This is a genomic window from Affinundibacterium macrobrachii (assembly GCF_014652415.1).
Lineage (GTDB): Bacteria > Pseudomonadota > Gammaproteobacteria > Burkholderiales > Burkholderiaceae_D > Undibacterium > Undibacterium macrobrachii.
The window spans coordinates 1-665 of sequence record NZ_BMYT01000018.1 but is presented as its reverse complement, the minus strand read 5'-3'; the positions used below and the strand labels follow the sequence as shown (position 1 = coordinate 665).

The window sequence follows — 665 nt, the reverse complement described above, 5'->3', positions numbered from 1 at the left end:
AGGCAGGTATTGAGCATGTCGCTGTCAATCCTTTGCCTACGCCATTCTTGAGTGGTAATGATTTGTCTTTGCCGTTTGGCTTAGTCGATTTTGATGTGCAAAAGGTGCCTTTGAGTCAGTCTGTTAAATTCTCTTTCTTTACCGATGCGAATGCGCCGATCAATGGCTTCTGGGTACAGGATAAAACTGGTACGTGGGTTAATTTAGCCAGCAATATCTCGTTAATTGATGGTAAATACCGCGTCGATTTGCAGATCACTGATGGTAGTCCATTCGATCTTTCTGCTAAGGGGNCCGATACTGCTGGACTCAATTATTGGGTACAGCAAATTGAACAAGCGGGGATGAGTCGTGCCAAAGTCGCTGCTTCTTTCTTGGCCTCAAACGAGTTCCAACAGGGTGTTGGTAGTTTAGCCCGTCTTTACTTTGGTGCTTTTGATCGTATTCCTGATCGTGATGGTCTCGATTATTGGATCAAACAATATAACGCGGGGATGTCTTTGTCTTCGATCAGTAATGCCTTTGTTGCGAGCACCGAGTTCCAGCAAAAATATAGTGCCATCGACAATGCTCAGTTCATCGATCTGGTCTATCAGAATGTCTTACACCGTCCTGCGGATGCTGCTGGTAAGACCTATTGGGTCAATCAACTCTCTAGCGGTGTT

General features: G+C 45.3%; 1 protein-coding gene. It reads left to right on the top strand.

What is annotated here, in order from left to right:
- Positions 1-95: 95 nt before the first annotated feature.
- On the top strand, positions 96-665 hold a 570-nt coding region (locus tag IE103_RS18285; RefSeq protein ID WP_444545895.1), incomplete at its 3' end, for a DUF4214 domain-containing protein.